Source organism: Actinomyces sp. W5033 (assembly GCF_051303165.1).
Genome location: NZ_JBPPGD010000003.1, coordinates 116,875 through 139,880, shown reverse-complemented (window position 1 = coordinate 139,880; position 23,006 = coordinate 116,875). Strand labels below are relative to the sequence as shown.

Genomic DNA, 23,006 nt, shown 5'->3' with positions numbered 1-23,006 from the left:
CCGGGAGGCACGGTGGAGGCCCCAGGCACGAAGGCGCCGGCGCCCCGGGCGGGCGCTCTGGGCGGACCGCGCACGCGCAGCGCGCGCTCGCGGCTGCTCGCTGCGGGCTTCACGGACACACCAAGGGCGCAGGCCTGCCTCGAGGCACCCGAGCTCGCCCTGGGCGCGGACGCCGACGCCCTCGTCGAGGCGCTGGGGCGCACCGCGGACCCGGACCTCGCGCTCCTGACCCTGCTGCGGCTGCTCACCGCCTGCGACGCGGGCACCCGGGCTGGCCTGCACGAGCTCCTGCGCAGCGTGGCGCGGCCCGGGCAGGTCGCGGCGCCCGAGGACCGCCGCACGCACCTGGACAGGCTGCTCGCCGTCCTTGGCTCCTCACACGCCCTGGGTGACTTCCTCGTCGCCCACCCCGAGAGCGTGGGGGTGCTGAGCCCGTCGTGCGCCCCCGAGGACGACGCCGAGGCCTTCGCCGCCGCGGTACGCGAGCGGGTCGCCACCGCCACCGCCCAGGCCCTGGGGTCGCCTAACCGGCCTGTGGCTGCGGCGACGAGCGCCCTGCGCGTGGCCTACTACAGCGCGCTGCTCGGCGTCGTGGCCGATGACCTGACAAGCACCGACCCCGTCGCGCACGTGAGCACCGCGGCCACCCGGCTCAGCGCCCTGGCCGACGCCGCCCTCGACGCGGGACTCGCCGTCGCCCGAGCCGCCGTCGGGCCCACCTGCGAGGACGTGGCCCTCGCCGTCATCGCCATGGGCAAGACCGGGGCGCGCGAGCTCAACTACGTCTCCGACGTCGATGTCATCTACGTCGTTGGGCCCGCCGCCCCCCTCCCCGACGCCGTGGTGCCCGGGCAGGCGGCGCAGACCCCGCAGGAGGTCCACCTGCTCGAGGCCGGCACTGCCCTCGCCCTCGAGCTCGCCCACGTGGTCTCGGGCCCCGGTGACGAGCCGGCGCTGTGGCCGCTGGACACGGGCCTGCGGCCCGAGGGCAAGGACGGTGCCCTTGTGCGCACCCTGGCCTCCCACGTGGCCTACTACGAGCGCTGGGCCTGCTCCTGGGAGTTCCAGGCCCTGCTCAAGGCCCGGGCCTGCGCCGGCGACCGTGCGCTCGGCAGGGCCTACGAGCAGGCGGTTGCCCCCTTCGTGTGGAGCGCCAGCCTCCGGGAGAACTTCGTCGACGACGCCCGGGCCATGCGTCGCAGGGTCGAGCGCGAGTCCTCCCGCCCCGGCACCCCCGACCTGCGCATCAAGCTGGGGCCCGGGGGACTGAGGGACGTCGAGTTCACCGTCCAGCTCCTTCAGCTGGTCCACGGCCGCGGGGACGAGTCCCTGCGCGCAGCCGGGACCCTTGAGGCCCTCGACGCCCTGAGCTCGGGCGGCTACGTCTCCAGGCAGGACGCGGCGGCGCTGGCCGCCGACTACCGGGTCCTGCGCCTTCTGGAGCACCGCAGTCAGCTCCTGCGCCTGCGCCGCACCCACGACCTGCCCTCCCGGGACGAGGACCTGCGGCGCATCGGCAGGGCACTTCCCCCTCCGGGCGAGGCCACCGTCGCGGGCAGCGACCTGGCCCTGCGCCGGGCGCTGGAGCACAGCAGCCTCGCTGAGCCCGCCACGCTGCGGGCCCTGTTCGAGGCCACCCGCAGGCGGGTGCGTGACATCCACGAACAGATCTACTACCGGCCCCTGCTGGGGGCGGCCGCGCGCCTGACCGCCGACGAGATGACCATGAGCGCCCAGGCGGCGCGCGAGCGCCTGAGCGCCGGAGGCTACCTCGACCCCGACGGTGCCCTGCACCACATCCAGGCCCTCACCGAGGGCGTCAGCCGCCGGGCCGCCATCCAGCGCCAGCTCCTGCCCGTCATCGTCGGGTGGCTCGCCGACGGCCCCGACCCGGACTCGGGGCTGCTGTCCTTCCGGCGCCTGTCCGAGGCCATCGGGGGCTCGCACTGGTACCTGGCCACCCTGCGCGACTCGCGCCTGGCCGCACGGCGCCTGTGCCACGTGCTGTCCGGGGCGCGCTGGACGACGGATCTGCTGGCCGAGCGCCCCGAGGCCATCGCCTGGCTCGACGACGACGCCGAGCTGGCGCCACGTGCCCCCGGCGCTCTGGAGGAGGAGGTGGCGCGGCTGCTGCACCGGCGCGTGCTGCACGTCGAGGACGGCCAGGACCCCGAGCGGCAGGCGGCTGAGGCCGTCCACGCCGTCATGTCGGTGCGCTCGCGCGAGCTCCTGCGCGCGGCGCTGGCCGACTCCCTCGACGGCCTGGACCCGCGCCGTACCGCCCGCATGCTCACCGGAGCCACGGACGCCGCCATCGCGGGCGTCCTGCAGGTCGCCCTGGCCCTTGTACTCACCGAGCGTGAGGGCGGTGCGCTTGAGACCCCCGACGACGAGGGCCGGTGGCCCGCTGCCCGTGCCCGCCACGCCGTCATCGCCATGGGCCGCCTCGGCGGGCGCGAGACCACCTACTCCTCCGACGCGGACCTGCTCTTCGTGCACGAGGCCGTCACCGGCGCCGACGAGCACGAGGCGGCCCAGGAGGCGGAGGCGGTGGCCCGCACGGTGCTCAGGCTGCTCACCGCCGCCCGCCCCCACCCGCTCGAGGCGGACGCGGGCCTGCGCCCCGAGGGCCGGCAGGGGCCGATGAGCCGGTCCCTGGCCTCCTACGCCGGCTACTACGGGCGCTGGATGAGCGCCTGGGAGCGCCAGGCCCTGCTGCGGGCCCGCCCCTGCGCGGGCGACCGGGCGCTGGGGCAGGCATTCCTCGCGCTCATCGCCCCCCTGCGCTGGTCGGAGCAGGGGGTGGACGGGCCGGGCCTGCGCGAGGTGCGTCGTCTCAAGGCGCGCATGGAGTCCGAGCGCATGCCCCGCGGCACCGATCCGCGCCGCCACCTCAAGCTCGGGCCGGGGGGCCTGTCCGACGTCGAGTGGGCCGTGCAGGTCCTCCAGCTCACCCACGCCGGCAGCGTGGCGGCCTTGCGCACGACCTCCACCCTCGAGGCGCTCGAGGCGGCCCGGGTGGCCGGGCTGCTCACCAGCACCGAGGAGGCGGTCCTCAGCGAGGCCTGGCTCCTGGCCACGCGCGTGCGGGCCGCCAACGTCGTGGGAACGGGCAGGACCCAGGCGGCCCGGGCGGACGTCCTGCCCTCCGACCCGCGCGACGTGCGCGTCGTCGGACGCCTGCTCGGCCTGGAGCCCGGGCGTGAGCGCGAGCTGGAGGACATCTACCGGCGCGCGGCGCGCCACGCCCGTCCGGTGGTCGAGCGCCTCGTCTTCGGGACCCGCCAGGCGCTGCCCGACGACCCGGCCTCGCCGACCATGGCGACCTCGACGCTCGTGGGTGGCGCGGACCCGTCCCGGACCCTGCCGACCACCGTGCCACGTCCCAGGGCGCACGAGGTCGGCCACGACGGCGGCCTCCCCCCAGCCTCACGGCCCTCGGCCGCGCCTGGGCGCGCGCGCCGTCGCAGCGGCCCCTACCCCTGGTCCTGACGCCACACCCCTCCTCCTTCTCCTCGAGATCCTCGGTTTGCTCTCGAACGTACGGAGAATCGCCGTACGTTCGAGAGCAAACCGAGGAGGTGGGGGCAGGCGCGCCGGGGCCTGGCAGGATGGGCGCGTGAAGCTCATCCTCGTGCGCCATGGCCGCACCATCGCCAACGTCATGGGGGCGCTGGACACCGCCTTCCCCGGCAACCCCCTGGATACTGTGGGCCGGGCACAGGCCGAGTCCCTGCCGGGGCGCCTGCCCCCTGGCCTGCTCGGCACGGTCGGCTCCCTGTGGGTGTCTCCCATTGAGCGTGCCCGCCAGACCATCGCCCCAACCGAGCGCGCCACGGGCCTCGAGGCCCGTATCCGCTCGGGCCTGCGCGAGGTCCTGGCCGGAGACCTGGAGATGCGCACGGACCGCGAGTCCGTCCTGTGCTACACGGACACCACCCGCGCCTGGATGGTGGGGCGCCTGCACGCCCGCCTGCCGGGGTCACCGGAGAACGGGCAGGACACCTTCGACCGTTTCGACGCCGTCGTGCGCGAGGCGGGCCGGGCCAGCGCCCGGTCCGGGGATCGTCCGGACGCCCTGGTGGTCGCGCACGGCACCGTCCTGCGCCTGTGGACGGCGCTGGCCGCCGCACCTGGCGCGGGTGTGGACCCCGCCTGGATCGCGGAGCACCCCATGGCGAACGCGGGCGTCACCGTCGTCGAGGGCGACCCCGAGCGGGGATGGGCCCTGCGCTCCTGGGCCGACGGCGCCTGGAGGGCATGACCCTCCCGCCGCGGTGACGGCAGGAGGGTCATGCGGTGGGCGCTGCGTGAGACGGCTCCGCGCAGGGGGCCGGGGACGTCCCTACAGGACGGAGGCGAGGAAGGCGCGGGTGCGTTCCTGCTGCGGGGCGTCGAGCACGCTCACGGGGTCCCCGCACTCACAGACGACACCGCCGTCCATGAAGACCAGCTGGTCGCCGACCTCGCGGGCGAAGCCCATCTCGTGGGTGACGACGACCATCGTCATGCCGTCCGCGGCCAGGTCCTTCATCACCTGCAGCACCTCGCCGACGAGCTCGGGGTCCAGGGCGCTGGTGGGCTCGTCGAAGAGCATGAGCTCAGGGTCCATGGCAAGCGCACGCGCGATGGCCACACGCTGCTGCTGGCCGCCGGAGAGCTGTGAGGGGTAGTGGTCGACGCGGTCGGCGAGCCCCACGCGCTCAAGCAGCTCCAGGCCCAGGCGCCTGGCCTCGGCCCGTCCCATGCCCTTGACCTGGACCGGAGCCTCGGTGACGTTCTCCAGGGCGGTCATGTGGGGGAAGAGGTTGAAGCGCTGGAAGACCATGCCGATGCGCGCCCTCTGGGCGGCGCGCTGGCGGTCGGTCAGGGCGTGCAGGACGACGCTGCCGTCTGCCTTGACCTCCTCACGCATGCCGATGAGCTCGCCGTCCACGCGCACGCGCCCGGCGTCGATGGACTCCAGCTCGTTGACGCAGCGCAGCAGCGTTGACTTGCCGGAGCCCGACGGGCCGATGAGAACGGTGACGGAGCCTGGCTGGACGGTGAGGTCGATGCCCTTGAGGACATGGAGCTCGCCGAAGAACTTGTGCAGGCCGGTGATCTCCACCTTGGGGGTCACAGCCTCGGAGGGACGGGTGCTCACGGGGTGACCTCCAGGAAGGGATCGGATGTGGTGGTGCCGGAGTCGAGGATCGCCTGCTGACGTGCTGACAGGCTTCGTGCCTTCTTGCCGCCCGACCCCTCGGGGCCGTCGAAGCCCTTGCCGTAGTAGCGCTCGATGTAGTGCTGGCCGACCATGAGGATCGAGGTGATGATGATGTACCACAGGGCAGCGACGATGAGCAGCGGGATCGTCTGGTAGGTGGTCGAGGCGTAGGCGTTGGTGACGAAGGTGAGGTCCAGGGTGTAGGGCACGGCCAGGACCAGGGAGGTCGTCTTGAGCATGGAGATCGTCTCGTTGCCCGTGGGCGGGACGATGACGCGCATGGCCTGGGGCAGGACGATGCGCCGCAGGATCTGGCCCTTGCTCATGCCCAGCGCGCCAGCGGCCTCGCTCTGGCCGGCGTCAACGCTGGCCAGGCCCGAGCGCACGATCTCCGACAGGTAGGCGCCCTCGTTGATCCCCAGCCCCAGGATCGCCGCGACGAAGGGCGTGAAGACCGCCGTCGTCTTGAAGGTCAGCAGCTCGGGGCCGAAGGGGACACCGAGGCTGAGGTACTGGTAGAGGGAGGACAGGGCGCCCCAGAAGACGAGCTGGGTGTAGATCGGGGTGCCGCGGAAGAGCCACAGGTAGGCCAGCGCGACCCACCGCAGCACCGGGTTGGAGGACTGGCGCATGATCGCCGTCGTCACGGCCAGGACGATGCCGATGGCCATGGCGATGAAGGTCAGGAGCAGGGTGATGCCGACGGCCTGGACGACGCGGACCTCGCGGAAGAAGAACCACACGGTCGCCCAGTGGAACTTGTCGTTGGTCAGCAGCGAGTTGACGAGCATGGCGCCCAGGACCAGGACGACGGCGGCGCTGATCCAGGTGCCTGGCCGGGGGACCGGCTTGAGGTGGTTGAGCTGGACGGGGGCGTCCTGCTGCTCGGGCACGGTGACGGTGCTCATGTCACTCCTCCACGACGGGGTTGAGGACGGCGGTGCTCAGGGCCGCGTCAGCGACGCCCCAGGTGGCCAGGATGTCGGCCCAGATGCCCTGGTCCATGAGATACTGGACGGCGGCGAGCACGGCCGCGTTGAACTGCGGGTCGTCCTTGGTCAGGACGATGCCCTGGGGAAGCGCGTCCTCGACCTCGCCGACGGCGTCAACCTGACCGCCGGTGCGTTCGACGGCGTAGCCCGCGACCGTGGAGTCGGAGTAGACGGCGTCGATGGTGTGGCCGATGAGTGCCGTGGTGGCCTCGGAGTTGGTGGAGTAGGAGCGGATCTTGATGGCGTCGCGCCCTGCCTCGGTGCAGGCGGCGGAGTCCTTCGTGAGGACCTCCTCCTGGTAGGTGCCGGTCTGGACGCCGATGGACAGGCCGCACAGGTTGAGGTGGTCGCTGGGGTCAACGCCCTCGGGGTTGCCGGCGGCGACGTTGAAGCGGGAGCCGACGTTGGACACCGAGATCATGTCCATGGAGGCCGTGCGCTCGCGGGTGACAGTGAAGGCGGAGATACCGGCGTCGTAGCGCGAGCCGATGGAGGCGATGATCGAGTCGAACTCGGCGGTGTGGACCTTGGCGGTCACGCCGAGCACGGCGGCGATGGCGTGGTCGAGGTCCACCTCGTAGCCGATGGCCTCGCCTGTGGAGCTGAGGAACTCCGCAGGGGCGTAGTCGGTGGAGGCGCCGACGTCGAAGACGCCGTCGGCCAGGGCGCCCTCAGGCAGCATCGCGATGATGTCAGCCTGGGGCTGGATGCCTGAGACGTCGTAGCCCTGTGCCTGGGTGGAGGCGCCGGTGCCGGACTGTGCGCTCCAGTCCTCGGCGTGGGTGCAGGCGGTGAGCGCCACGGGCAGTGCGAGGCACAGTCCGACGGCGACGGCGCGCCTGAGCTGGGAGGTCCGCATGTGGGGGCTCCTTGGGTCGGGAACCCCCACATACTATCCGCCCGAAGTCATATGTATGCATTCTGGTGTGAGCGCGGACCCCGATGTGAGGGCTTTCACGCGCCCTCGGTGCGAGCGTCCACCGGTGCGGGCCAGGCCGGAGCGCACCGGTGGACGCTCACAGGTCGTAGTACAGCTCGAACTCGTAGGGGTGCGGGCGCTGACGGATCGGCGCCAGCTCGTTCTCGCGCTTGTAGCGGATCCAGGTCTCGATGAGGTCCGGGGTGAACACGTCGGCCTCGGTGAGGTAGTCGTTGTCCGCCTCCAGGGCCTCCAGGGCGAGGTCGAGGCTGTCGGGCAGCTTGTCGATGTCGTGGTACTCCTCGGGAGCGAGCTCGTAGAGGTCCTTGTCGATGGGCTCGCGGGGCTCGATCCGGTTGCGGATGCCGTCGATACCCGCCATGAGCACGGCCGCGAAGGCAAGGTAGGGGTTGCTCGAGGGGTCGGGCACCCGGTACTCCACCCGCTTGGCCTTGGGTGAGGAGCCGGTGACCGGGATGCGGATGCACGCCGAGCGGTTGCGGGCCGAGTAGACGAGGTTGACCGGCGCCTCGAAGCCCGGGACCAGCCGGTGGTAGGAGTTGACCGACGGGTTGGTGAAGGCCAGCAGGCTCGGCGCGTGCCTGAGGATACCGCCGATGTACCAGCGCGCGAGGTCGGAGAGCTGGCCGTAGCCGCGCTCGTCGAAGAACAGCGGCACCCCGTCCTTCCACAGCGAGTGGTGGGTGTGCATGCCCGAGCCTGCCTCGCCGAAGACGGGCTTGGGCATGAAGGTCGCCGTCTTGCCGGCCTGGTAGGCGACGTTCTTGATGACGTACTTGAAGGTCATCATGTCGTCACCGGCTGCCAGCAGCGAGCTGAAGCGGTAGTTGATCTCCTGCTGGCCCGCGGCGCCGACCTCGTGGTGGGCGCGCTCGACCTCCAGGCCAACCTCCTGGCACACGCGCACCATCTCGTCACGCAGGTCCGCGTTCTGGTCCGTGGGACCGACGGGGAAGTAACCGCCCTGGAAGGCGGTCTTGTAGCCCTTGTTGCCGCCCGGCTCGACCCGGTCGGTGTTCCAGGAGGCCTCGTCGGAGTCGATCTCGTAGAAGGAGCCCCGCGGGCTGGAGGCGAAGCGCACGGAGTCCATGAGGTAGAACTCCGCCTCCGCCCCGATGTAGCACGTGTCCGCGATGCCGGTTGAGCGCAGGTAGGCCTCCGCCTTGGCGGCGATCGAGCGCGGGTCGCGTGAGAAGACCTCGTCGGTGAAGGGGTCCACGATGGAGGCTGTGAGCACCAGGGTCCGCATCCTGCGGAAGGGGTCGATGAAGGCGGTGGTGACATCCGGGATGAGCTTCATGTCGGATTCGTGGATCTCGGTGAAGCCCCGGATGGAGGAACCGTCGAACATGAGGCCCTCGGTCAGTGCCTCGGGGCTGAAGGCCTCGGCCGGGATCGTGAAGTGCTGCATGACCCCGGGCAGGTCGCAGAAGCGGATGTCGATGACCCGAACGCCCTCCTTCTCGATGTACGCCTGAGCCTCTGCTGCGTCCTGGAACATGGGTCCTCCGTGTCGGCTGGTCGGCGGGCCGGGGAAGCCGCGCGGCACCGCATGGGGCAACCGTAGGGGAGTGCGGTGTCGCCGAGGTGCCGTGTGTGTGTCCTCGGTGTTTCGTGCGGGAGCCGTGCCCGTAGCCACCGAGGCCCTCACAGCGCCCGAGGGCCGCCACCGCTGACGGTGACGGCCCTCAAGGCTCGTGCGGCAGGCGGGCGCTCAACGTCCGCGCATGGCGCGCCGGTCGGGGCGTGCGCGCAGCGGGTCCACTCCCTTGGGGACCGGCAGCGCCTTGGAGTGCAGCGAGGTCAGCCGCTTGGCGACCTGGGTGATCTCGGCGTCGGTGAGCTTGACGGGCTTGGTGGGCAGACGGCGCAGCGTGCGCTGCAGCTGCAGCAGGCGCGTCTGGCCCTCCTGCGTGCCGACGTTGATGACGTGCAGCGGCACCGTGGACAGGAAGCGCTGCATCCTCCTGGTCTCCTCGGCCACCATCTTCTGGGTGCGGCCCTTGGGGCCCTCGACGACGAGGACGATGCCGGCGCGGCCCACCATGCGCCACACGACGTCCTGCGTGCGCGGGTTGATGGCGGCGGGCTCGGACTCGATGTACCAGCCGCGTCCCACCTGGTCGAGGACGGCCTTGGCAGCACCGGGCATGCCCTCGATCTGGGTGTAGGAGGCACGCCTCGTGAGCAGGTTGAGCACGAGCATGTCCACCATGAAGGCGGTGAGCAGGCCCATGATGAGCCAGTAGATGAGGGACTGGCCCGTGAGGACGGCCAGCAGCACCGACAGGCCCAGGACGCCGACGAGGACGCCGCCCAGGGCCCAGCCGATCCAGGGGAAGGTGCGGTGGGAGACCGTGTAGGCATCCTTGAGGTTCTGGAAGTACTGCCCGAAGCGGCGCTTCTTCCTGGGGGCGGGGCTCTGGGTGCTGCTCACGGTGGTCCACCATAGCCGACCTGAGGCGACCGGCCACTACCTTCGATCCGCCCGGGGACGCGGCTCAGGCGCGTGGGGTGACATCGGTGGGCTCGTCGCCCGCAAGACCCCGCGCGATGAGGGAGGCCGCCTCCTGGCGTGCGGTGCCCTCCTGCGCCAGGGCGGCCATCTGTGCCGGGATGGGACGGCCCTTGGCCTTCATGGCACGGCTCCACAGCAGGCCCGAGCGGTAGGAGGAGCGCACCATCGGGCCGCTCATGACGGCCGGGATGCCCTCCTGCTGCGCGAAGGCCGCGAGCTCGACGAACTCCTGCGGCTTGACCCACCGGTCAATGGGGTGGTGGAGCTTGGAGGGACGCATGTACTGCGTGATGGTGAGGATATCGACCTTGTGGCCCACGAGGGCGTGGATCGCGTCCTCCGTCTCCTGGCGGGTCTCGCCCATCCCGAGGATGAGGTTGGACTTCGTCAGCAGGCCGGCGTCAGAGGCCTGCTCGAGGACGGACAGGGAGCGCTCGTAGGAGAAGGCGGGCCGGATGCGGTGGAAGATACGGGGCACCGTCTCGAGGTTGTGGGCGAAGACCTCCGGCCGCGAGGAGAAGACCTCCTCCAGCGCGTCGCGGTTGCCCCTGAAGTCCGGCACCAGCAGCTCGACGCCGCAGCCTGGCAGCTGGGCGTGGATCTGCCGGGCGACCTCGGCGTAGAGCCAGGCGCCGCCGTCGGGACGGTCGTCGCGGGCGACCCCGGTGACGGTGGCGTAGCGCAGCCGCATCTCGGCGACGGAGGCGGCCACACGCCGGGGCTCGTCCTCGTCGTAGGTGGTGGGGCGCCCGGTGGCGATGTCACAGAAGTCGCAGCGCCTGGTGCACATCTCGCCGCCGATGAGGAAGGAGGCCTCGCGGTCGTTCCAGCACTCGTAGACGTTGGGGCAGTTGGCCTCGGCGCACACGGTGTGGAGCTTCTTGGCCCTCACCATGCCGCGGACCTCCTCGTAGGTCTCGGAGACGACGGCCCTCGTGCGCAGCCAGGTGGGCTTGCGCTCGATGGGGGTCTGCGCGTTGCGCGCCTCCACGCGCAGCAGCCGGCGGCCCTCGGGCGCAATCGTGCTCGTCACGGTGCTCTCCTCTTGTCGGTGACCTGCCCCGAATCCTATGCCTCACGACCCGAGATATAGGACTCAAGACCTATGTCTCCGGGTGTGGGCTCACGTGGCGTCCGCCACGAGCGGGGACAGGCAGCGCTCCAGCGCCGCCACGACCTCGTCCGCCAGCTCCGCGGCGTGCAGGCGGGTTCCCGTCTCCGCCTCGAGTGAGGTGACCCCGGCGTCGTCGATCCCGCAGGGCACGATCCGGTCGAGGCCGAAGACCGCCAGGTCAGGGCTGACATTGAGGCCGATGCCGTGCATCGTCACGCCACGGGCCACCCGCACGCCCAGCGCGCACACCTTGCGCTCGGTCCGCCGGCGCGGGTCCGCCGCCCCGCTCTCACCCGGCACCCACACCCCCGAGCGGCCCTCGACCCGCACCGCGCCCACCCCGCGGGCCGCGCAGACCTCGATGACGGCCTGCTCGAGGGCCCGGACGTACCGGATGACGTCGATGGGGAGCGCGAGCCGGACCACCGGGTAGACGGTCAGCTGCCCGGGACCGTGCCAGGTGGTCTTGCCCCCTCGGTCGACGTCGACGACGGGCACGTGACCGGGTTCCACGAAGGGGCCCTGGGGCCGCTCCCAGGAGTGGGCACGCCGGCCCACGGTGTAGACGTCCTCGTGCTCCAGGAGGATGACGCAGGAGGGCCGCTGACCGGCGACGACGTCGGCGTGGACCTGGCGCTGCAGGGCCCATCCCTCCTCATAGGGGACCAGACGGGAGCCGAGGCCGACGTCGATGCGCTGCACGCCCTCACCTTAGGCGCCACCCCGGTCCCCGGTGAGCGTGGCTGGGGCCACGGTGGCAGAGCTTGTCCACAGGGCACGCGGGCACTGTGGCGCTGCGGACCCGTCCGCGGTGAGCATGAGCCATGAGCCGAGCCGAGACACCCGCATCCCGCCCCGCTCCCGGGGCCGGACGCCGCACCGCCTGGAGCCCCGCCGCCCTGAGGTCGGCCGGCCTTGGCCAGGGGCCCGACGACGAGCACCCCTCGGGCCTGGACGCCCCGGCCCGCCAGGCCCTGGCAGCCGTCGGCATCGACGTCGGCGCGCCCCTGGGACTGGCCCGCCCCGGCAGCGGCGCCCTGCGCGCCGTGGACGGTCGTGGCCGCCACATCGTCGTGCGCGTGCTCGATGTGCCTGCGGGGCGGACCGGCACCCGCCTCCTGGCCCGTCTGGCGGACCTCGGCGGGCTGCGCCACCCCGCGCTCGCCCCGGTGCTCGAGGTCATCGACCTGCCTGGGCAGCGCGTGGCGGTGACGAGCGAGCTCATTGAGGGCGCCGACCTCGCCGTCGTCCTCGGGGCACGAGGCAGCCTCACCCGCTCCGAGGGCGCCAGGCTGCTGGCGGACATCGGCTCGGCCCTCGCCTGCCTGCACGGGGCCGGGCTGGCCCACGGGGACCTGTCCACCTCGAACGTCATGGTGAGCGCCGGGGGCGGGGCCGTGCTCATCGACCTCGTGAGCGAGCTGGCCCAGACCGGGACGCCTCCCTGGGCCGCGCCGGAGCGCGAGTCGGGAGGGCCGGCGACGCCCGCCTCCGACGTCTACTCCCTCGGCATGCTGCTGCGCTCCTGCGCCGAGGGCGGGGCGCTGCTGGGGCAGGGGCTCGAGCGGGTGCTCGTGGACGTGCTCGCGACCGACCCGCAGGCCAGGCCCAGCGCCAGGACGCTGGCGGCGCGCGCACCGGAGATCGCGCGCCCCGGGGTCATCGAGCTGCCCGACGGCGCCCGGCTCGCGGCCGGTGCGCTGCGCGCCGCGGCCGCCACCCCCACCCGCACCATCGCCAGCCGCAGCAGGAGCGCAGGCCGGGGGCGGGCCTCGAGACGACGTCACGGGGCCCGCCGGTCCTCCCGGTGGGGCGGTCAGGCCCCGCGGCTCCACGCGCCCGGTGGCCTGCGCCCCCGTGACGGCGCCCCTCTTGACAGAGGAGCACACCGCCAGGGCGTGCGCGCCGTGACGGGCCACCGCCGGACAGTGAGCAGGATGGTGGTGGGGCAGCTGCCGCGCGCCCTGGGACGTGCGCTCGTCCTTGTCTGCGTCCTTGCGCTCGCGGGTGTGTGGGCGCTGCGCGCCCCGGTCAACGGCACGCAACAGGCAGCGGCGGTGCGCTCGCCCGCGGCTGGCGCACCCGTGGGGACCTCCTGGGCCTCGTCGGGCTCACCGGGAGGTACTGGCCACCTCGCCGCCGGGGACACTGGGGCAGGTGAGACGGGACCACGGGAGCCGGGGCAGCTGGGTGCCGGGGGCGCAGGGGAGTCAGCGGCCCCGGCAGGGCCGGGGCGTGCGCCAGACACGGACGGCGCGGCGCTGACGGGCGTCGTCGTCGGGCTGGTGCAGGCCCGCGACGAGGCGATCATGGAGGCGGACGCCCGGGCCCTGGCCGCCACGAGTGTCGAGGGCTCCGCCGCGGCCCAGGCGGATGCGGGCCTCCTGGCCGCCCTGGAGGCGGCCGGCGAGCGCGTCGAGGGGCTTGGGACACGGGTGAGCGGGCTGCGCGTCCTCACCGAGGAGGAGGTGCCGCCCGGTGCGACGGCGGTGGCGCTGACCCGCTCCCAGGGCGCAAGCGTCCGGGTCGGGGCGGACGGTCGGCGTCGGACGGTGCCTGCGCAGCCGCCGCGGAGGGTTGTGCTCGTCCTCCTGCCCGGGCCCTGGAGGGTGCTGGAGGTGCGGGACGCGACCGGGGCCGAGGCAGGAGACGGCGCCGCGCTGAGCGGGTAGGGGCCCGGCGCGCCCTGGCAGCGCACGCAGGTGGGCCCCGCACCGTCCGGTGCGGGGCCCACGAGGCCGCAGCCTGTCAGCGAGGTGCGCGGCTCACAGGCCGAGCTCGCCGGCGAAGTCGCCCTCCTCGAGCCGCCTCTTGACCGTCATGAGGTAGCGCGAGGCGTCGGCGCCGTCCACCAGGCGGTGGTCGTAGGAGATCGCCAGGTAGCACACGGAGCGGATGGCGATGACCTCGTTGCCCTCGGCGTCCTTGATGACGCGCGGCTGACGCTGGATGGCACCCAGGCCGAGGATCGCGACCTCCGGCTGGTTGATGATCGGCGTGTCGAAGAGCGCGCCGCCCGAACCGGTGTTGGTGATGGTGAAGGTCGAGCCGGACAACTCGTCCGGGTTGACCTTGTTGTCACGGGTGCGGCCGGCCAGGTCGTTGATGCGCTTGGCCAGACCAGGGATGTTGAGGTCGCCCGCGTTCTTGACGACGGGCACGAGCAGGCCGCGGGGGGTGTCAACCGCGATGCCGATGTGCTCGACGTCGTGGTAGGTGACCTCCTTGCCGTTGATCGAGGCGTTGAGCTTCGGGTGGGCCTTGAGGGCCTCCGTGGCCGCCTGGACGAAGAAGGGCAGGAAGGTGAGCTTCGTGCCGTTCTTGGCGAGGAAGTCGTTCTTCGCCCGGGCGCGCAGCTGGGCGACGCGGGTGACGTCCACCTCCACCACGGTGGTGAGCTGGGCCGAGGTCTGCAGCGAGTCGATCATGCGCTCGGAGATCACCTGGCGCAGACGGCTCATCTTCTGGGTCGTTCCGCGCAGCGTCGTGTCGGCTGCGGGCCGTGAGGCCGCCGGTGCTGCCGCAGGCGCAGGAGCCGCAGCGGGCGCGGGCGCCGTGGCTGCGGCCTTGGCGGCCTCGAGCGCTGCCGCCGCCTTCTCAACGTCCTGCTTGCGGATACGACCGCCGACGCCAGTGCCGGTGACCGTCGTGAGGTCCACGCCCTTGTCACGGGCCAGCTTGCGCACGATGGGCGTGACGTAGGCGGCGGAGGCCACAGCAGAGGCGGAGGGTGCCGCAGCTGCCTGCGGTGCGGCAGCGGGGGCCGGCGCTGCGGCGGGGGCCGGTGCCGGCGCTGCGGCGGGTGCTGGAGGGGCGGGGGCGGCGGTGGCCTCGGAGGGGTCGCCGATGATGGCCAGGACGGTTCCGACCTCGACGGTCTCGTCCTCGGGCACGAGGATCTCCAGGACGGTGCCGGACACCGGGGCGGGGACCTCGGTGTCCACCTTGTCGGTGGCGACCTCGAGCAGCGGCTCGTCGGCCTCGACGGTCTCACCCACGGCCTTGAGCCAGGAGGAGACGGTTCCCTCAGTGACGGACTCGCCCAGAGCGGGCATCTTCACGGACTCAGACATGGGAGTCATTCCTCTTCTGCGGTTGCTCAGTCGTGGTTGTGCAGGGCCTTGCCGGCCAGGACCATGGCGGCCTCACCGATGGTCTCATTCTGCGTGGGGTGTGCGTGGACAAGTGAGGCCAGGTCGTCGGCGTCGGCCTCCCAGCTGACAATGAGCTGGCCCTCTCCGACCTGCTCACCCATCCGGGCGCCGATGGCGTGGAAGCCGACGACCGGCCCGCCCTTGACGGAGACGAGCTTGACGAAGCCCTGCGTGCCCAGGATCTGGCTCTTGGCGTTGCCCGCGACGTTGAACTCGGCCGTGGTGATGTTCTCGGCGCCGTGCAGCTGCCGTGCCTTGGCCTCGGACAGGCCGACGGAGGCGATCTCCGGCTCGCAGAAGGTGACCTTGGGGACCTTGACGTCATCCACCGGCTGCGGGGAGAGCCCGGCGATCATCTCGGCCACGACGATGCCCTGGGCGAAGCCGCGGTGGGCGAGCTGGACGCCGGGGACGATGTCGCCCACGGCCCACACGCCCTCGACGTTGGTGCGCCCGTAGTCGTCGGTGAGGACGAAGCCGCGGTCCATCGCGACCCCGACCTCCTCGTAGCCGAGGTTGGCGGTGGCCGGCCCGCGTCCGACGGCGATGAGCATGACCTCGGCGTCGTAGGAGGCGCCGTCCTCGGTGTGGACCGTGACGCCCGCCTCGGTGCGGTCCACCGAGGCGAACATCGTCTTGGTCTTGAAAGCGATCTTGCGCTTGCGGAAGGAGCGCTCGAGCATCTTGGAGATCGCCTCGTCCTCGTTGGGCACGAGGTGGGGCAGGCCCTCGATGATCGTGACCTGGCACCCGAGCGAGGCCCAGGCGGAGGCGAACTCGACGCCGATGACACCGCCGCCGAGGATGACGGCGGAGGCCGGCACGTGGTCCATCCGCAGGGCGCCCTCGGAGGTGAGGACCTTGTCGTCGATCTGCTGGCCGATCGTCTTGGAGTAGGAGCCCGAGGCCAGGACGATGTTGCGGCCCCTGATGACGCGGCCGTCCACCTCGACGGCGTCCTTGGCCACGAGCCTGCCCCAGCCTCCCACGACCTCGATGCCGCGGGAGGAGACCAGGCCCTGCAGGCCCTTGTACATCCGGTTGACGACACCGTCCTTGTAGGCGTTGACGGCGGTCATGTCGATGCCCTCGAGGTGGGCGCGGACACCCAGGGCGCCGGCCTCGCGCACGGCCTCGGCGGTCTCGGCGGCGTGCAGGATCGCCTTGGTGGGCACGCAGCCGCGGTGCAGGCAGGTGCCCCCGACCTTGTCGGCCTCGATGAGGGCCACGCTCAGGCCCAGCTGGGCCCCGCGCAGGGCAGCGGCGTAGCCGCCCGAGCCGGCGCCCAGGACGACCATGTCGTAGACGGTGTCAGTCACGAATTCACTCCTCGTTGATGTCCTTCGCCCCGTGGCGGGGCGTGTCGGCACGCCGTCATTGTTTCACCGGCCACGGCCCGCCAACCCCAGAAGTGACGGCCGGTGCGGGACTAGAGTCCCCCATGGGCCGTGAGACTGCTCACGTTCTGCTGGGAGGGTGCGCGCAGGCCACCGCGCAGGAGCCTCAGTCCTCGTAACCGCGGAGCAGCTCCAGCAGCGTCGCCACACCGGCACCGGTACCGCCCGTCGGCACGCCCGCCCAGGGCTCGCCGTCGTTGAAGGCCGGGCCCGCCACGTCCAGGTGCGCCCACGGCACCGATCCGGTGAACTCGCGCAGGAAGAGCCCGGCCGTGAGCATGCCGCCTCCACGTGAGCCCGTCACCGCGTTGCGCAGTGCCGCGTACGGGCTGTCGAGCCGGGAGCGCAAGTGCTCGGGCAGGGGCATGGGCCAGAAGGCCTCTCCGGCGGCGACAGCCGCGCTCACCACGGCGTCGCGCAGGGCGGGCGTGCCCATGACGCCCGAGACGTGCTCGCCCAGTGCCACGATCTGGGCGCCGGTGAGCGTGGCGACGTCGAGCAGGGCGTCGGGCTCCTCCCGGACCGCCCGGGCGAGCGCGTCGGCCATGACGAGGCGTCCCTCAGCGTCGGTGTTGGTGATCTCCACCGTCGTGCCCCCGTACACCGTGACGATGTCGCTGGGGCGTTGGGCGTCTGCCGCGGGCAGGTTCTCGGCGAGTGCGAGCCAGGCCTCCACGCGCACCCCCAGCCCCAGGCGCGCGGCTGCCAGGAGCGTTCCCAGCACCGTCGCGGCCCCGGCCATGTCGGACTTCATCTCCGGCATCGACGCCGCGGGCTTGAGGGACAGACCGCCCGAGTCGAAGGTGATGCCCTTGCCGACCATGGCCACGCTGCGCCGCGCGCCCTCGGGCGCCCAGACCAGGCGCACGAGGCGGGGCGGGTGGACGGAGCCCTTGCCCACGCCGAGGATCCCGCCGAATCCCTGCTCTGCCAGGGCCCGCTCGTCCAGGACCTCGACCTCCAGCCCGGCGGAGGCCGCCACGTCGCGGGCGAGGTCGGCGAAGACCGCGGGCGTCAGGCGGTTCGGTGGCTCGTTGACCAGGTCCCGGGTCAGCGCGACGCCCTCGGCGAGCGCGAGGGCCGTGGCGGGCCGCGGTGCCGGCACGCCCTCGGGCAGCAGCACGAGGACCCGGCCCAACGGCGCCGGAGGGGCCGGCACCCGTCCTGCCCAGGCGTAGGCGCCGGTGAGAGCGCCCTGGGCCACGTGCAAAGCCTCCACCTCATCGGCGGGGGACATGGAGAAGCAGGCCGACCCCGTGCCGGCCAGGGCCCGGGCGGCCCGGGCGGCGGCCCGCTCCAGCACCGCGGCACGGCTGACGCCGAGGGCCTGGCTGTCACGGGTCGGGTCCGCGCCCCGGGCCAGCTCCTCACCGGTGCCGACCACGAGCAGCACGTCCGCCGCCACCGGGGTGCCGGGCAGCGCCGCGGCCGGTACCCGCACGACCTCGTCGAGGGCGCCCGTCAGGCCCAGCGTGGCGGCCACCGCCTCGAGGGCCGGCAGGTCCAGGCCCTCCAGCCCGGGTCCGTCGGCCAGCAGGCGCGGGCCGCTCTCGGCGCCCTGCGGCGCGCGGGCCGCCAGGACGAGCACCTCGGCACGCGCCTGGGCGGCGGGGGCGCCCAGGAAGGACAGTGAGGGCAGGCTGGTGAGGGCAACAGGGGCGTCGTACGTCGTCATGAGCCGGATGGTAGTGTCCGAGCGTCCGTTGGGGCGTGAGCCGCCGCGGCACCGGACACGGCCTGGCGCGCAGAGGAGGGACGAGCAATGGCCTCGCATGAGCCCGTGCAGCGCGAGCAGCTGGTGGTCAGCAGCGTGGAGGACCGCCGTCGGCCCGCCCACGGCCTGAGCCGGCTCCTCGTCGTCGCCCTCGCCGTCTTCGGGCTGGTCCTGCTGGGCCCCAGCACCGTCAGCCTCATCCGTGACCCCGCGGGCGCGCCAGTGCTGGGAAGCCTCAATGTCGCGGCCGGCCTGCTCCACCTCCTCCTGGCGGTGTGCGTGGCCCACAACGGCCGCAGGATGCGCGTCATCGGCTGGATGACCCTGGCTGCCCTGCTCACCGGGGCCTTGCTCTTCGGCCTGCTCACCTGGACCGGCACGGCGGTGGAGCTCAGCGCCTCGGTCTGGGCCGACGGCGGCCGCAGGCACCTGTACCTGCCTCTGTTCCTGCCCCTCGTGGCGGGAGTGTGGATGTGGTTCTCGGACCCCAGGCGCATCGTCGTCACGGCCGAGCGCATGGAGGGGCTGGGCCACTCGATCAGCGGGAGGCGCGCCGAGCGCCCGCGTCAGTGCCGCCGCCCCGGCGAGTGACGCCCCTGCGCCACCAGGTCTGGACGCGCTCACCGAAGGACGTGCGCGCCTGGGCCGCCTCATAGGCGTCCCTCTGGTGCCGGTAGAGGCGCCTGACCATGTCCTGCTGTGAGACCCAGCCGACGAGGGCCTCGCCCCGGGAGGTGGGCTCGACCACCGGCAGGCCCTCGGCCTGCCCGCGCGTGAGCCGCCCCAGCGCCGCGGTGGCGCTGTCAGAGGCGGGCACCCGCTGCCTGGCGAGCTCCAGGTCGCCGACGGGCCGGTCGGCGGCGCCCTCGGCCAGCGAGGCCTCCGCCACCTGCAACGCGCTCACGCAGCCCAGGAGGTAGCCGAAGGACCCGGGCCGGCCATGGTCCGGACCGACCACGGGCAGGACGCTCGAGCCCGAGGCGCGCAGCTCATGGGCGGCCTCGGACAGCGTCGCGTCGGCCTCGAGGACCGCCGGGGGAGAGCTCATGACCTCGCGGGCCGAGGCGCGCCCCATGAGGGTCGACACGACGGGGTCCTCGACGTCCTCGCCCCGGCGGCGCAGCTCCTCGGTGTAGATCGTCGTGCGGGTGAGGAAGCGGCTCATGAAGGTGGCCAGGACGCTGGCGAGCATGAGGGGCAGCAGGAGGGAGTACTGGCCTGTCATCTCGATGATGAGCACGACGGCGGTGATGGGGGCGCGCGCCGAGCCCGTGAAGACCGCCCCCATGCCGATGACGCCGAAGACGGCGGCGGCGGAGGGCTGGCCGGGCACGAGGGCGGTGCCGAAAGCGGCGCCCAGGGCCGCGCCGATGAACAGGGAGGGGGCGAAGACCCCGCCGGTGAAGCCGACGGCGAGGGTCAGACAGGTGGCGAGCACCTTGACCGCGACGAGCAGGAGGAGGAGCCCGGTGCCCTGAGCGCCGTTGAGGACACGGTCGAGCACGGCCTCGCTCTCGCCGTAGGTCTGCGGGAAGGCCAGCAGCATGGCTCCGACGGCGAGGCCTCCCAGCGCGGGCCGGGCCCAGGCGGGCACCCGCAGGCGGTCGAGCAGCCTGCGCGCGGCGTCGGCCATGAGGTAGCGGCAGCGCGAGAAGCCGACCCCGACGGCGCCCCCGACCAGGCCGAGCAGCGCCACCCAGCCCAGCTGGGCGTCACCGGCGAGGTCGAGCACGGGCAGGGAGGTCGCCAGCGCCTGGCCCAGGACGTGGTGGGACAGCACCGTGGCCGACACCGAGGCCAGCACGACGAAGGCGAAGGCGTCGAGGGTGAAGTCCAGGAGGATGACCTCCATGGCGAAGAAGGCGGCGGCGAGCGGGGCGTTGAAGGCCGCCGCGATGCCCGCGGCGGTGCCGGCCGCGGCGAGCAGGCGCACCGAGCGGGTCGGCAGCCCGAGGCGTCGTCCGAAGAGCGTGGCGACGCTGGCGCCGAGCTCGGCGATGGGTCCCTCGGGGCCAACCGAGCCGCCGCCGCCGATGGTGAGGCAGGCGCTGACCGTCGAGGCCACCGCGGGCACAGGCGCCATGGCTCCGTCGGAGCGCCGGGCGGCCCAGATGACGCCGGAGACACCGTGACCGGTGCTCGTGCGCCCGGCCAGGGCCATGACAGGCCCCACGAGGGCGCCGGAGAGCACAGGGGCCGCCAGGAGGAACCAGGGGCCCAGTGGGGCCAGGAGCCCGGTGCTGGCCCCTCCTGCGTACTGTGAGGTGCCGGTCATGAGCCGGGCCCAGGCGTCGATGCCCAGCCTGAAGGCGATGGCGCCCAGGCCCGCGACGAGCCCGACCAGCAGCGCCAGGGTGTACAGGCCGCTGCGGTGGTGGCGCAGCAGGCGCAGAACGGCCTGCGTGCCGGTGCGGCGGCGTGCGTGCGGGCCGTTCACGCTCGTGGTCCCTCCTGGGCTCAGCGGGTGAGGTTCTCCACGACGACGGGCTCGGTGCCGTCGTCCCGGGACAGGCCCCACACCTGCGTGTAGAAGCTCAGCTCGGTGGTCAGTGCCCGGTGGATGTTGGAGGCGATGCGCAAGCCGTGGCCCTCCCCGTGGAAGACCTCCAGGGCCACGGGCAGGCCCCTGTCCGCGACCGCGTGGTGCAGGGCGGTGGCCTGCTCGGCGGGGACAACCGGGTCCTCGCTTCCCTGGAGCAGCAGCAGCGGGGTGTGGATCTCGTCAACGTGGTGGATCGGCGAGCGCTCGGTGTAGACCGGGTCGGCCAGGTCCTCGGCGCCGACGAGGCTCTGGATGTAGCGCGACTCGAACTTGTGGGTAGTGGAGGCCATCCGCGCCAGGTCGGTGACGCCGAAGACGCTGGTGGCTGCGGAGAACAGCTCGCAACGGCGGATCGCTGACAGGACGGTGAAGCCTCCGGCGGAGGCTCCGCGCACGGCGACGCGGGCCGGGTCCACGCGCCCGGCGTCGATGAGGTGCTGCGCGCCCGAGATGACGTCGTCGGCGTCGCGCACGCCCCAGTGGCCGTTGAGGGCCTTGCGGTAGCCGGAGGAGTAGCCCGACGACCCCCGGTAGTTGACGTCGAGGAAGGCGAAGCCGCGGCTGGTCCAGTACTGCACGGCCAGCGAGTAGCCGGGGCTGGCGGCGGCGGTCGGCCCACCGTGGACGCCGACGATGAGCGGGGGCCGCTCGTCCTCAGGGCCCTCGAAGGACGCGGAGGCCGGCGGGTAGAAGAAGCCGTAGGCCGTGGCCCCGTCGGTGGTGGGCCAGGACACGGGCTCGGCGACGGACACGCCCACCGAGGCCGGGTCGAAGTCGCCGGGGTGGCGCAGGACGACGACGCCCGCGCCGCGCACCTCGACGATGGAGGGCAGGCGCGACTCGTTGGAGGCGAGCATGACGACGCGCCCGCCGCTGGAGGCGACGTTGCCGCAGGGCTGCCACCCGACGTTCCACTCCTCGAGCTCACCGTTGGCGAGCCGGACGGTGCCCAGGTGCCACACGCCGTCCTGCGCCCAGGAGGCGATGAGGTGCTCGGCGTCGAGGACGTCGTAGTGGTGGGGGCCCAGCTGCCAGGCGGGTGCGGTGAAGGTGGCCTGCTTGGGGTGCAGAGGGCGGGTGCGCAGGCAGGCGGTCCAGCCCTCGCGGTTGGTGCCGCGCCGGGGGAAGCCCTCGGTGCGGTAGAGGTTCCAGAAGCCGGAGCCGTTGGCGAGGTGGACGAGCTCGCACTCCTCGGTCCAACGCGGCTCGCAGACGGAGTAGCCTGTGCCGCCGTCGACAACGACCTGGTCGCGCACGGTGCCGTCGGGGGCGAGGTCGCCCACGTGCAGGGTGGCCTCGTCCCAGGGCATGGAGGGGTGGTTCCAGGTGATCCAGGCCAGGTGCTCGCCGTCGGGGGACAGGGTGGGGGAGGTGACGAAGTCGGTCCCCTCGACCACGGTGCGCACGGGGGCGTCGTCACGGGCGGCGGAGCCGTCCAGGGGGATGGCGACGAGGCTGTTGACCGGCTCCGCGCCCTGGCGGTGGTCCTCGCGCACGGCGTAGACCAGGCCGCGGGCGGTGTCGATCTCGAGGTCGCCGTGGCGCACGTCCCCGTAGATGGTCAGCGGCACCAGGCCCCGCAGGCGGTGGTGGACGTCGTAGCGGTACAGGCGCCCGTCGCCGGCGTGGGACACGACGATGGTGCCGGAGTCTACGGCGTAGGCGCGCCCGCCGTACTCGTGCACGCGGGTGCGCACGTCAACGAGCTCGTCAGAGGGCGTCAGGGGCAGGACCTCGCCCGTCTGGCCGTCACCGTCGCGGCGCAGGAGGACCTGGCGGCCGGCCTGCGAGGCGCGTTGCTCGACCCAGTAGGTGTCGGCGCCATCGACCCGCACCTGAGCCAGGCCGACGGTGCGGGTGGTGATGGTGCCGGGCGTGATGGGGGAGGGCCAGGTGCCGTACGGTGCCGTGGTGCTCATGGGTGCTCCTGATCGCTCGTGCTGTGACGCCTGTGCCGCGCGGGCGCGGCGCGGTGCCACCACCCTACGTGGTCGGTGACACATGCCCGTAGCGGGTCCGTGACGCGGGCGCAGGGGTGGTGCCGTGGGCCGGGACCGGGGTCCCGGAGCGGGCGCGCGAGCGCGGTGGAGGGGCGCGGCCGGCCACCGGTGCGGGCGCGCGCTTAGCCGGGCTGGGACGGCAGTCCCACCTGGGACGTACGTCTGCCACCGGTACCTGGTGGGCGCAGGCGCTCCAGCGCGGGAGCCTGCCGGTGCGGGAACCCGAGCCGATGAGGCGTATGGGGACTTTGGTCCCTGGGCCGGAATGCCCATGGTCTCCGTGTGAGTGATGCCACCGGGGTGCCGTGCGTGCGGGGCACGCTAGCCGGGTCTGTGGTCCTAGGCTTGGGCTGACGGCGCGACGGCGTGCCGCCCCCGCCTCACGAGGGCGAGAACACACGGGTGGCTGGAGGTCACCCACCAACA

At 72.9% G+C, this 23,006-nt stretch carries 16 protein-coding genes; 4 read left to right on the top strand and 12 right to left on the bottom strand.

The features are described from left to right. The first annotated feature begins 12 nt into the window (after positions 1-12). Both ACSJJR_RS03100 and ACSJJR_RS03095 read left to right on the top strand, forming a co-directional pair. Positions 13-3,492 carry a bifunctional [glutamine synthetase] adenylyltransferase/[glutamine synthetase]-adenylyl-L-tyrosine phosphorylase gene (locus tag ACSJJR_RS03100; RefSeq protein ID WP_435941989.1) on the top strand — a complete coding sequence of 1,160 codons (3,480 nt, stop codon included), beginning with the start codon at positions 13-15 and terminating at the stop codon, positions 3,490-3,492. 127 nt (positions 3,493-3,619) lie between these two features. Further along, the gene (locus ACSJJR_RS03095; protein WP_435941988.1) at positions 3,620-4,264 is read left to right on the top strand and encodes a histidine phosphatase family protein; all 645 of its coding nucleotides are present in this window, start codon (positions 3,620-3,622) and stop codon (positions 4,262-4,264) included. An 81-nt stretch (positions 4,265-4,345) separates the two neighbouring features. Here ACSJJR_RS03095 and ACSJJR_RS03090 read toward each other — a convergent pair whose 3' ends face one another. From ACSJJR_RS03090 to lipB, 7 genes are all read right to left on the bottom strand, one after another. Beyond that, positions 4,346-5,146, bottom strand: coding sequence for an amino acid ABC transporter ATP-binding protein (locus ACSJJR_RS03090; protein WP_435941986.1), 801 nt, complete (start codon positions 5,144-5,146; stop codon positions 4,346-4,348). Further along, entirely contained in the window at positions 5,143-6,117 is a 975-nt protein-coding gene (locus ACSJJR_RS03085; RefSeq protein WP_435941985.1) for an amino acid ABC transporter permease, read from the bottom strand. Before ACSJJR_RS03085 ends, ACSJJR_RS03090 begins: the two co-directional genes overlap by 4 nt. Position 6,118: 1 nt before the next feature. Further along, positions 6,119-7,060: an ABC transporter substrate-binding protein gene (locus ACSJJR_RS03080; protein ID WP_435941984.1), complete on the bottom strand. Its 942-nt coding sequence runs from the start codon at positions 7,058-7,060 to the stop codon at positions 6,119-6,121. A 157-nt stretch (positions 7,061-7,217) separates the two neighbouring features. Beyond that, the gene (gene glnA, locus ACSJJR_RS03075) at positions 7,218-8,642 is read right to left on the bottom strand and encodes a type I glutamate--ammonia ligase (protein ID WP_435941982.1); all 1,425 of its coding nucleotides are present in this window, start codon (positions 8,640-8,642) and stop codon (positions 7,218-7,220) included. A gap of 213 nt (positions 8,643-8,855) precedes the next feature. Beyond that, entirely contained in the window at positions 8,856-9,578 is a 723-nt protein-coding gene (locus ACSJJR_RS03070) for a DUF4191 domain-containing protein (protein ID WP_435941980.1), read from the bottom strand. Between the two features lie 64 nt (positions 9,579-9,642). Then, positions 9,643-10,692, bottom strand: coding sequence for a lipoyl synthase (locus ACSJJR_RS03065; RefSeq protein WP_435941979.1), 1,050 nt, complete (start codon positions 10,690-10,692; stop codon positions 9,643-9,645). A gap of 90 nt (positions 10,693-10,782) precedes the next feature. Continuing rightward, complete coding sequence (gene lipB, locus ACSJJR_RS03060; RefSeq protein ID WP_435941975.1) at positions 10,783-11,475, bottom strand: lipoyl(octanoyl) transferase LipB; 693 nt, start codon at positions 11,473-11,475, stop codon at positions 10,783-10,785. Between the two features lie 122 nt (positions 11,476-11,597). Between lipB and ACSJJR_RS03055 the strand changes: the two genes are divergently transcribed. After that, positions 11,598-13,445 (top strand): protein kinase domain-containing protein, encoded by a 1,848-nt coding sequence (locus tag ACSJJR_RS03055; RefSeq protein WP_435941974.1) that lies wholly within the window; start codon positions 11,598-11,600, stop codon positions 13,443-13,445. Positions 13,446-13,538: 93 nt separating this feature from the next. Here the strand turns inward: ACSJJR_RS03055 and sucB are convergent, their stop codons facing one another. The 3 genes from sucB to ACSJJR_RS03040 form a co-directional block, all read right to left on the bottom strand. After that, positions 13,539-14,846, bottom strand: coding sequence for a 2-oxoglutarate dehydrogenase, E2 component, dihydrolipoamide succinyltransferase (sucB, locus tag ACSJJR_RS03050; RefSeq protein WP_435941972.1), 1,308 nt, complete (start codon positions 14,844-14,846; stop codon positions 13,539-13,541). 26 nt (positions 14,847-14,872) lie between these two features. Then, a complete protein-coding gene (lpdA, locus tag ACSJJR_RS03045; protein WP_435941743.1) occupies positions 14,873-16,246 on the bottom strand; it encodes a dihydrolipoyl dehydrogenase in 1,374 nt (457 codons plus the stop codon). Between the two features lie 184 nt (positions 16,247-16,430). Next, positions 16,431-17,999, bottom strand: coding sequence for a leucyl aminopeptidase (locus ACSJJR_RS03040; RefSeq protein ID WP_435941742.1), 1,569 nt, complete (start codon positions 17,997-17,999; stop codon positions 16,431-16,433). Positions 18,000-18,086: 87 nt separating this feature from the next. On the opposite strand from ACSJJR_RS03040, the gene ACSJJR_RS03035 reads away from it, so the two are divergent. Then, complete coding sequence (locus ACSJJR_RS03035) at positions 18,087-18,629, top strand: hypothetical protein (RefSeq protein WP_435941741.1); 543 nt, start codon at positions 18,087-18,089, stop codon at positions 18,627-18,629. Here ACSJJR_RS03035 and ACSJJR_RS03030 read toward each other — a convergent pair. Both ACSJJR_RS03030 and ACSJJR_RS03025 read right to left on the bottom strand, forming a co-directional pair. After that, positions 18,577-20,475, bottom strand: coding sequence for a chloride channel protein (locus ACSJJR_RS03030; RefSeq protein ID WP_435941740.1), 1,899 nt, complete (start codon positions 20,473-20,475; stop codon positions 18,577-18,579). The genes ACSJJR_RS03035 and ACSJJR_RS03030 overlap by 53 nt on opposite strands. A gap of 20 nt (positions 20,476-20,495) precedes the next feature. Next, entirely contained in the window at positions 20,496-22,499 is a 2,004-nt protein-coding gene (locus tag ACSJJR_RS03025) for an alpha/beta hydrolase family protein (RefSeq protein ID WP_435941739.1), read from the bottom strand. Positions 22,500-23,006: the final 507 nt, after the last annotated feature.

Coding starts and splice junctions, on each gene's coding strand:
- ACSJJR_RS03085 (WP_435941985.1), bottom strand. CDS start 6,117: ATGAGCACCGTCACCGTGCCCGAGCAGCAGGACGCCCCCGTCCAGCTC.
- ACSJJR_RS03080 (WP_435941984.1), bottom strand. CDS start 7,060: ATGCGGACCTCCCAGCTCAGGCGCGCCGTCGCCGTCGGACTGTGCCTC.
- glnA (WP_435941982.1), bottom strand. CDS start 8,642: ATGTTCCAGGACGCAGCAGAGGCTCAGGCGTACATCGAGAAGGAGGGC.
- ACSJJR_RS03055 (WP_435941974.1), top strand. CDS start 11,598: ATGAGCCGAGCCGAGACACCCGCATCCCGCCCCGCTCCCGGGGCCGGA.
- sucB (WP_435941972.1), bottom strand. CDS start 14,846: ATGTCTGAGTCCGTGAAGATGCCCGCTCTGGGCGAGTCCGTCACTGAG.
- ACSJJR_RS03040 (WP_435941742.1), bottom strand. CDS start 17,999: ATGACGACGTACGACGCCCCTGTTGCCCTCACCAGCCTGCCCTCACTG.
- ACSJJR_RS03035 (WP_435941741.1), top strand. CDS start 18,087: ATGGCCTCGCATGAGCCCGTGCAGCGCGAGCAGCTGGTGGTCAGCAGC.
- ACSJJR_RS03025 (WP_435941739.1), bottom strand. CDS start 22,499: ATGAGCACCACGGCACCGTACGGCACCTGGCCCTCCCCCATCACGCCC.